Raw genomic sequence first — 9,572 nt, 5'->3', positions numbered from 1 at the left:
GCTCGGGCATCATGTTCAATCACGAGTCGCCGCTGCGCGGAAAGGAATTTCTGCCGCGCAAGGTCTCCGACGGTGTGGCCCGCATCAAGCTCGGCGTGCAAGACCGGCTGCACCTGGGCAATCTCGACGCTGAGCGCGATTGGGGCTTCGCTGGCGACTTCGTCCGCGCCATGTGGCTGATGCTACAGCAGGAAAAGCCCGACGATTTCGTGATCGCCACCGGCGAAAAGCACACGGTGCGCAAGCTGGTCGATTTGGCCTTCGGCCACGTGGGGCTCGATCCGGCCAGGTACGTGGTGACCGACCCGGCGCTTTATCGCCCGGCCGAGGTCAATCGGCTACGCGGCGATTACAGCAAGGCCAAAGAAGTGCTGGGCTGGGAACCGACGGTCGACTTCCCCACGCTGATCGCGATGATGGTCGATGCGGACCTGGAACGCGTCGAGCGCGAGCTGACCTCCGGTGCCGCCGGCGGCGCGCCGACCGGCTAAAACGTCTCGCGCCGCCGAATTCGATTCCCTTTTTCGCGTCCGCGCGCGAGAATTGTCTTTAGCGACACAGTTCGTCCGCCGGCCCTGGCACCGCGCCGGCAGACACGCGTCACTGCCGCCTTTCGGCCGCAGTGCATCACTTCTCTGGTGCGCGAGAAGGAATGGACCATGAAAGGCGTGGTATGTGCCCTGTTGGCCGGCGCGGTGGCCGGATTTGTAGCCAGCTTGGGAGCGGCGGGAAATGGCGCAGCCATCGGGTCGTTGCTCACGGCGTTTGACGCGCGCGAGGCGGCGGCGGCTCCCGGTGACCGGCCCGCGGTGCTCGGCGACAACGAGCGGCCGGCCCCGGCGAGGCCCGTTCCGACCGATCCGCACGAATTGGACGTGGCCTACGCCGAGGCGTCGCTCAAATTGCTGCAGCTCGACCTGCAGAAAATGACCGATCTGCAAAGCCGCGTTCACGGCTCGATCACGGCTTCGCAGTTCGATCGCGTCGACGGCATGGTCCGAGTCGCCGAAGACAATCTGCGCATGGTCAAAGCAGGCAACCCCTCGCGCGGCGCGCTGAACGTGATGCGTGCCCGCGAAGCGGTGCGCACCGCGGAATTCGTCTTGAAAACGGCCCGGCAGGTGAAAGCCGCCGCCAACGCCATCAGCGATATTCAACTGACGCGACTGGGGGTCGAAGTGGAAGTCGAGCGACTGATGCTCGCCCGGGCGGAGCAAGCCGCCAAAACCGATTCCCCGCTCGACGACCTGGCCTGGGAAAACGACCAGCTGCGCGACGAAGTCCAGCGGCTGCGGTATCGCTTCGAGGCGCTCACGGCGCGGCGGTGAGGAATTGCACCACGGAGTCACGGAGACACGGAGGAAAAGGAAAGAATGAAAAAGTAGAATTGGATAAGAAGCCACGCATAACTGGCGGCATTCTAGGCTCGTGCTGGTCCTGCCCAAAGGAGGACGCCCACAAATAGTGCTAGAAAGACCAACCCCGCTCCTAATAGAGGACGGCGAAACGGTAGCCCTAAGCCCGCGCCAACAATGGCTCCTCCGCCGTGGAACAAAAACGGGCTGCTCGAATTGGCCAGTTGAAATGCCAATCGGATTGACGCGAATCCCACGACGATAAGTGACATGCCTGCGATCAGGCGCATCAGCCCAAATTGAAACCCATGTGCACGGTTGAAAATCGGGGCATTCACTTTTTCTATCCGCTCTTGGCCGCTTCCTGACTCAGCTCAGATGCATTACCTGAACGCGGGAACAACGGCCTTCGTACTCATCACTCATCGCTCCGGGCTTTCTTTGATCACCTCTCCGTGCCTCCGTGCCTCCGTGGTGAAATGTTTTCCCCGCTCACACGTTCTTCGGCGTTCCCCAATGCTCGCGATATTGGCGTCGAACCAGCAAGTTGGCCTCTGCGTCGTTTTTGAACTGCTCGGTCGCGCCGTCGAAGTGCAACGTGCGTCCTAGCCGCGTGGCGATGTTGCCCATGTGGCATAAGGCCGTCGACAGATGCGCGATTTCGATGTCGGCTGCCGGGCGCCGGCCGCTGCGTATCGCTTCGATAAAGTCGCGATGATGCGGCAGGCCGATGCCCGACTTCTCGGCGGTCTTCCGCAGCTCGTTCTTCGGGCCGTAGAGCTTCCAGCCGTCGTTCTTGCCGATCAAGAGCATCCCCTTCGTGCCGTAAAAGGCGTTGCCGTTCTCGTACGATTCCTGCCGGTAGGGGCTCCAGATGCGCTGCTCGAAGATGAGCTGCTTGCGGTGCCCCAAATGTCCGTCGCCGGGATAGTCGAACACGACGTATTGCGTGTCGGGGAATTGCTGGTCGTCGTCGAAAAAGAATTTCCCGCCCGAGGCCGTCACCGTCGACGGGTGCACGTCGAGCCCCAGGCCCCAGCGGGCAATGTCGATGTCGTGAACGCCGTCGTTTCCCATGTCACCGGTGCCGAAGTCGTACCACCAGTGCCAGCCGTAATGGATCCGATTGGCCTGAAACGGCACCATCGGCGCAGGCCCGACCCACAGATCGTAGTCCAACCCTTCCGGCGGCGCGGTGGGCGTGCCATGCCCGATATTCTTTCTAAGCTGGCTGTTCCACACCTTGCCGACGAGCACCTCGCCGATCTCGCCATTTTTGATGAGTTGCATGGCTTCGATCACGGCGGGCGAGCTGCGGCTTTGCGTCCCCACCTGCACGACGCGATTGTTGCGGCGCGCGGCGTCGACCATCAGCCGCCCCTCGCGAATGTTGTGCGAGCACGGCTTCTCGACATACACGTGCTTGCCCGCGTCGCAGGCCAGGATCGTCGCCGGCGCGTGCCAGTGATCGGGCGTCGCGACGCACACGGCGTCGACCGACTTGTCGTCGAGCAGCTCGCGCATGTCGGCGATGACTTTCGGCGTCTTGCCTGACGCACTTTGCACGATCTGCGCCATCGCCTGAGCGCGGGCCGTCTCGGGATCACAGACGTACGTTACGGCCACGTCCTGCTGAGTGACGAACGATTTCATCAGGTTCGTGGCCTGGCCACCGCAGCCGATCCAGCCCATCACGAGTTTGTCGGCAGCCTGGCCGGGCTTAGCCTGTTGGTCAGCGTTACCCTGCGGGGCGTTGGCGGCCTTGTCGTCGGCGGCGGCCAGGCCAGCGAGTTGGGTTGCCGCGAGCGACGCGGCGCCGGCTTGCTGCAGGAATGTGCGGCGATGCGTTTCGGCCATGATCGATTCTCCCAGGGCTGGAGTGTGATCCTGTTCTTGGTGCGTGCGGTGAAGTCACTGCGTTTCAGCGTAGCCGCTGCGTCGGCGCAGGGCAAAGCAACAGCCAGCCCGATCCGCCCACTGCCCTGGTCGCGGCATCCAAAAACTGGCGGTTGCAGCCGGCCGCGGATAAACTGGCGCAAGCCTACCTCTCGCGGCATTTTCGCCCATGCCGCGCGACAAGCGCACCCCCACAGGATCACCGGATCGTGAAGTCGTCCCCTGCTAGTGCCGTCCGTTGCGCGATGGCAGCGCTAACGTTGATGATCGCGACGTGTGTCGCCGGCGCGGCCGCCGCGGCCGAGAGCGCCGCGGCTGAAGATCTTTGGTCGCTCGCGCCGATCACGAAGCCATCACTTCCCACGGTCTCGCGGCCCGACTGGTGCGCGACGCCGATCGACCATTTCATCCTGGCGGGCCTCGAAGCCGACCAGTTCGAGCCAGCCCCCGCGGCACCGCGCGAGCGACTGATCCGCCGCGTCTATTTCGACCTGTGGGGCTTGCCCCCCGAGCCGCACGAGGTGCGCGCGTTTCTGGCTGACGATTCGCCGCAGGCTTACGAACGGCTGGTCGACCGGCTGCTGGCCAGTCCGCACTTTGGCGAACGCTGGGCCCGCTACTGGCTCGACGTGGTCCGTTTCGCCGAGACCAACGGCTACGAGCGCGACGCCGAAAAGCCCGGCGCGTGGCGCTACCGCGATTGGGTCATTCGCGCCATCAACGACGACATGCCGTACGACCGGTTCGTGCTCGAACAACTGGCCGGCGACGAGTTGCCCGGGGCGAACGAGAATACCCGCGCGGCCACCGGGCTGTTGCGGATTGGCACCTTCGACGACGAGCCCAACGACCCGTTGGTCTACAAGTATGAGCAGCTCGACGACTTGATCGGCGCGACGTCGACCAGTTTTCTAGCGCTCACCGTCAAATGCGCGCGGTGCCACGACCACAAGTTCGATCCGATTAAGCAAACTGATTATTACGGCATGCTGGGCTTCTTCATCGCCGGCCGTGCCGACGAGAGCAAGGAACTTCTGGCTTACACCGATGCCGGTCGCGAAGCCGCGCCCGTCAAGCTGCTCGGCGGCGGCGACCCTCGCCGCGAGGGGGACGTGGTGCCGGTCGGCTACCTGTCGATGCTGCCGAAGCTCGCGCGGCCGGTGGAACCCGCTCCGCCGGAGGCCAAGACGACGGGCCGTCGCACGCAGTTGGCGCGCTGGATCGCGGACCCGGCCAATCCATTGACGCCGCGCGTGGCGGTGAACCGCCTGTGGCTGCATCACTTTGGCGAGGGCCTGAGTCGCACGCCCGACAATTTCGGCGTGATGGGCACCGCGCCCACGCATCCCGCGCTGCTGGACTGGCTGGCTGCCGATTTCGTCGAGCATGGCTGGCAGGCTAAGCGACTGCACAAGATGATCGTGATGTCGAGCACCTATCATATGGACTCGATGCATCCCAAGCAGCAAGAATACGCGACGCGCGATTTTGCCAACGAGCATTGGTATCGGATGAATCGTCGCCGGCTCGAGGCCGAACCACTGCGCGACGCAATGCTGTCGGCCAGCGGTGAATTGAACCTGAAGGCGGGCGGACCGAGCTTTTATCCCACAGCCAGGCCCGAACTGCTCGAAGGACTGTCGAAAAAAGGGGCCGAGTGGAAGGAATCGCCGCCGCTGGAACAGAATCGCCGCAGCGTCTACATGTTCACGAAGCGGTCGCTGCTCTTGCCACTGATGACGGTCTTCGATTTTTCGGATACGACGCTACCGTGCGCCCAGCGAAATATTTCCACCGTGGCGCCGCAGGCCTTGGCCCTTTTGAACAATGATTTTGTCCATGCCCAGAGCGATGCCCTGGCCGATCGCGTGGTGCGCGAAGCGGGATCGGACCGCGCTGCGCAAATCGAGCGTGCCTGGTGGCTGACCCTGTCGCGCGCGCCTTCGCCGGCTGAACGTGATTTCGCGGTTGCGCATCTGGCGCGGCAGCGCGAACGATTCGCCGGTGCCCCTTCGCAAGTGGTGGGCTCGGCACTGTTGAACAAGCCAGCAGCGGCACCCGGAGGCGAGGCTGCGACCAGGCCCGGAGGTGATAAGGCTACCACGGCGACCTCGAATGGTCCTCAAAAGGGAGCATCGCCCGCCGATGCCAAGGCGGCCCAGGTCAATCCCGATCAGCTCGCGTTGGCGTCGCTGTGCCATGTCCTTTTGAACTTGAACGAGTTCATCTATGTCGACTGAGAAAAAACAACGCCGCCTGTTCCCCTGTGGCCAGTCGCGGCGCGAATTCGTATGGGAGATGGGGGCCGGCTTTGCTGGCGCCGCGCTCACGAGCCTGCTGGGCGCTGATGGTTTTTTCACCCGTCACGCTCGCGCGAACGAAACGGCCGTCGCTCAGAGCCCGCTGGCGCCCAAACCACAACATTTTCCCACGCCTGCGAAGAGCGTCATCTTCTTGATGATGAACGGCGGTCCGAGCCATATCGACACGTTCGACTACAAGCCGGAACTGGCCAAGTATGCCGGCAAGAGCCTGCCCGAGGGGAAGAAATTCACCAACTCCGGCAACCGCAAGATGGGCTTCCTGACGCCGGCGTGGCGGCCGTTTCGCCCGGGCGGGCAGAGCGGACTGATGATCTCGGACTATTTCCCGCGCGTGCGCGAGCATGCCGACAAGCTGGCGATGCTCCGTTCGTGTCATACCGACAGTCACGCGCACGGCTCGGCCCTGGTAGCTATGAACACCGGCAAGACGTTCATCGGCCGGCCGTCGCTGGGAAGTTGGGCCGTCTATGGATTGGGAACAGAGAATCAGAACCTGCCCGGCTATGTCGTGATTCTCGACAAGCGCGGCGGACCGATCAGTGGTCAGCCGAATTGGGCCGCCGGTTTCATGCCCAGCACGTTTCAGGGAACACTGTTTCGCCCGGTCGGTGATCCGGTACTCGACTTGCGCGGGCCCGAGTATCTCGCCGGCGCGGCGCAGCGAGAACAACTGGATCTCTTGGGTAAGCTGAACGAGCAGCACATGGCCGCGCGCCCCGGTGGCAGCGAACTGGCAGCGCGGATCGCCAGCTACGAATTGGCCTTCCGCATGCAGGCCGAAGTGCCCGAGGCAGTCGACCTCGCGAGCGAAACGCAAGAGACGCTTGATCTGTACGGCGTCGGCCAGTCGCCCACCGATGAGTTCGGCCGGAATTGCGTGGTAGCGCGCCGCCTGGTCGAGCGGGGCGTCCGCTTCGTGCAACTTTACAGCGGCGGCGGTCACTTGGAGGAAACGTGGGACGCGCACGAAAGCGTCGAGAAGAATCATGGTCGCCACGCCGCCGAAGTCGACCAGCCGATCGCCGCGCTGCTTACGGACCTCGAACGGTGCGGCCTGTTGGAGAGCACGTTGGTCCTCTGGGGCGGCGAGTTCGGCCGCATGCCCTTTGCCGAAGGGGAAGGCGCCCCCGGCCGCAACCACAATCCGTACGGCTTTACCATGTGGCTGGCCGGCGCCGGCGTGAAGGGGGGCATCGCCTACGGCGAGACCGACGAATTCGGCTTCGAGGCCGTGACGAACAAGGTGCATCTGCACGATATTCACGCCACCGTGCTCGCGCTCATGGGATTGGATCACGAGCAACTGACTTATTTCCATCAGGGACGCGACGAACGACTGACCGACGTTTTCGGCCACGTCATTCGTGACGTCATCGCGTGATGAGAAGAATCTTCTTGCCCAACGAACCACGTGCTTCGCGCCGCAGCTTTTTGAAGCACTCGGCCGCGACGCTCGCGGGCGGACTGCTGGTTGGCCGCGATGCTGCCAGGGTCGGCCACGCTGCCACCGAGCGAACGGCGGCCGAGATCGTCGCCGGCAAGGACCCACGCCTGATCGTTCATGGCGCCGAGGCGATCGAGCTCGAGACGCCGCTGCGTTTTCTGGCCGAATACGTGGTCACGCCGAAATCCTTACTCTACGTACGCAACAATCAGCAACTGGCGGGCACCGACAATCTCGACCCCGTCGCGATGAAGGATTGGAGCATCGAAATCGCGGGCCTCGTTGATAAACCCGCCTCGATCCGTGTGGCCGATTTGTCGCGGATGGACCATGTCGAGCATGAGTTGGTGCTGCAATGCTCGGGCAACGGCCGAGCGTATTTTTCCAAGCTCGCTCCGGCCAAGGGGGCGCAGTGGCACAGCGGCGCGATGGGCAATGTCCGATTCGCCGGCGTGCCGCTGACCGCCGTTCTCGACCGGTTGAAGGTCGGGCATGATTCCGCGGCGCGCTTCGTAACGGCCACCGGGCGCGACACGCCGATCAAAGCCGGCGACGCCGACTTCGAGCATTCCATTCCGCTCGACGATGCCTTGGCGCGATCTTTCATCGCCCTGTCGATGAACGGCGAACCGATTCCGGCCGTACATGGCGGGCCCGTCCGGCTGGTGACCCCCGGCTATTACGCGACGATGAACGTGAAATGGCTGACGCAGCTCAGGTTCGATGCGCAGGAGACGCCCAACTACCACCAGGTCGCGCGATATCGCACGCCCAAGGAACCAATCCCGGTCGGCAGCGACTTCAAATACGGCCTGGCCAATAGCGACGCCAACTGGCGCATGCGAATCAAAAGCGTGATCTTTTCACCGCTGGATAACGAAGTCGTGCGCGCGGGTCGAACCGAGGTCCGTGGCGTAGCGTGGAATGACGGGGCCGCCAAGATCGAAACCGTGCTCGTCACGACCGGCCCACAGCGCCCTTGGCAACAAGCGACACTCGCACCAGGAGCAGGTCCATATGCCTGGCAGCCGTGGTCGGTTTCGCTCGATTTGCCGCGCGGCGAGCACCAGATTGCGGTGCGGGCGATCGATGCGCTCGGCCGATCGCAGCCGTTTTCAGCAGCCGCGCAATGGAATCCGGCCGGCTATTGCTTTAGCGCCGTACACGTGGTGAACGTGGTCGTGAGCTGATTCCGCAGGGGGGCGCGATTCATTTCGCCTTACTTGGCATGGCCTTCGAACGTTCGCGAATTCGTCGCCCCTCGTACGCAACCATGTTTGCGTTTCTGAAGGCGATGCCCTTCGCTATGGCAGTCGGTTGCATCGCTCTCGCCGCGGCAAGCACTGCCAGCGCGGCCGAAAGGCCGCTGACCGAAGCGGTACCTGACCCGGCTTGGGATGTCGTCTTCGACCGCGCAGATGGCTGGGTCGGCGGAGACGCGATTTATTCCGCCCCCTTGCCGCGCGGCGACGTGTTATGGTTGTTCGCCGATACCTTCCTCGGGCAAGTGCGCGACGGCCGTCGGCAGCCGGGCGTGCGGATGGTGAACAACACTCTCGCGCGGCACGCGATTCCACCCCTTGGCCAGACGCCCAAGCCTGCGGATGTAAGATTCTTGTGGGGTTCGCCCACCGACGCGGACAAACCGCAAGCCTGGATCCGCCCCGATCCGAAACTGGCGGCCGGTCCGCGCTCCGGGCCAGACGACTGGTATTGGGTTGCCGATGCCACGCTGCTGCCCGGTGCGCAAGGACGTGAGCGGCTCGTCGTGTTTCTGTGGCGGATCGCGCGGGCCGGGGAAGGCGCGTTCGGTTTCAAGATGGTCGGAAGCGCCTTGGCCATCATCGACGATGCCGCCGCGGATTGGACCGCCTGGCAGCCGCGGCAGTTCGCGATTCCCGATGCATTTCCAACAACGGCCACCAGGGAAGGAGGGGAACCTCCCGAAATCCTGTGGGGCTCCGAACTGTACGTTGACACGCCCGCCGGTGCCGAGCCGATGCTGTACATCTTTGGCTACCGGCAGGTGCCCAAGCAGACGAACGAGCTGATCGTCGCGCGGGTGCCCGCCGACAAGCTTGAAGATATGTCGCAGTGGCGATTTCGCACCGCCGATGACTGGAGCGAACGAACGGCGGACGCGGCGGCGCTGGCAACGTTTTTAACCACCGAATTTTCCGTGTCGCGGGTCGGCGCCGGCGACGACCCGCGGTGGGTGCTCGTGCAGAGCGAGCCTTTTCTTGGCGCGCGTATTCTCGCGCGCACCGCGAAGTCGATGTTCGGGCCCTGGTCCGAGGCCAAGCCGATCTACCAGGTACCAAATGTCGACCCGCAGAAAAAGCACTTCACCTACGCGGCCAAGGCGCATCCGGAGCTGAGCCGGCCCGATGAACTGCTGGTGAGCTACGTGGTGAACTCGTTCGACTTCGGCGAATCGGCGACGAATGCTAACATCTATCGGCCGCGCTTCATACGCGTGCCGTTCAGTGTGCTCCCGGAAGCGCCGTCAGCAAAATAGTGCGCGTCGTAGGGTGCTCTGTGAGCACCAATTCT

At 63.6% G+C, this 9,572-nt stretch carries 7 protein-coding genes; 6 read left to right on the top strand and 1 reads right to left on the bottom strand.

The window, feature by feature from the left end; translation table 11 throughout:
* Nucleotides 1-491, top strand: a 491-nt coding sequence (locus VHD36_01505) for a GDP-mannose 4,6-dehydratase (protein HVU85965.1), incomplete at its 5' end; no start/stop codon positions are given.
* Nucleotides 492-659: 168 nt separating this feature from the next.
* Entirely contained in the window at nt 660-1,328 is a 669-nt protein-coding gene (locus VHD36_01500; protein ID HVU85964.1) for a hypothetical protein, read from the top strand.
* Between the two features lie 519 nt (nt 1,329-1,847).
* Here VHD36_01500 and VHD36_01495 read toward each other — a convergent pair.
* Nucleotides 1,848-3,212, bottom strand: coding sequence for a Gfo/Idh/MocA family oxidoreductase (locus tag VHD36_01495; GenBank protein HVU85963.1), 1,365 nt, complete (start codon nt 3,210-3,212; stop codon nt 1,848-1,850).
* A 248-nt stretch (nt 3,213-3,460) separates the two neighbouring features.
* On the opposite strand from VHD36_01495, the gene VHD36_01490 reads away from it, so the two are divergent.
* The 4 genes from VHD36_01490 to VHD36_01475 all read left to right on the top strand — a co-directional run bounded on the left by VHD36_01490 (nt 3,461) and on the right by VHD36_01475 (nt 9,537).
* Nucleotides 3,461-5,491 carry a DUF1549 and DUF1553 domain-containing protein gene (locus VHD36_01490; protein HVU85962.1) on the top strand — a complete coding sequence of 677 codons (2,031 nt, stop codon included), beginning with the start codon at nt 3,461-3,463 and terminating at the stop codon, nt 5,489-5,491.
* Nucleotides 5,481-6,956, top strand: coding sequence for a DUF1501 domain-containing protein (locus VHD36_01485; protein ID HVU85961.1), 1,476 nt, complete (start codon nt 5,481-5,483; stop codon nt 6,954-6,956). The genes VHD36_01490 and VHD36_01485 overlap by 11 nt, the downstream gene beginning before the upstream one ends.
* 14 nt (nt 6,957-6,970) lie before the next feature.
* Complete coding sequence (locus tag VHD36_01480) at nt 6,971-8,209, top strand: sulfite oxidase (protein ID HVU85960.1); 1,239 nt, start codon at nt 6,971-6,973, stop codon at nt 8,207-8,209.
* A gap of 116 nt (nt 8,210-8,325) precedes the next feature.
* Nucleotides 8,326-9,537, top strand: a complete 1,212-nt coding sequence (locus tag VHD36_01475) for a DUF4185 domain-containing protein (GenBank protein HVU85959.1) — start codon at nt 8,326-8,328, stop codon at nt 9,535-9,537.
* The last annotated feature ends 35 nt before the right edge of the window (nt 9,538-9,572 follow it).

Source organism: Pirellulales bacterium, from assembly GCA_035546535.1.
Lineage (GTDB): Bacteria > Planctomycetota > Planctomycetia > Pirellulales > JACPPG01 > JACPPG01.
This window is presented reverse-complemented; position numbering and strand designations above follow the sequence as displayed.

Coding starts and splice junctions, on each gene's coding strand:
- VHD36_01495 (HVU85963.1), bottom strand. CDS start 3,212: ATGGCCGAAACGCATCGCCGCACATTCCTGCAGCAAGCCGGCGCCGCG.
- VHD36_01485 (HVU85961.1), top strand. CDS start 5,481: ATGTCGACTGAGAAAAAACAACGCCGCCTGTTCCCCTGTGGCCAGTCG.
- VHD36_01500 (HVU85964.1), top strand. CDS start 660: ATGAAAGGCGTGGTATGTGCCCTGTTGGCCGGCGCGGTGGCCGGATTT.
- VHD36_01475 (HVU85959.1), top strand. CDS start 8,326: ATGGCAGTCGGTTGCATCGCTCTCGCCGCGGCAAGCACTGCCAGCGCG.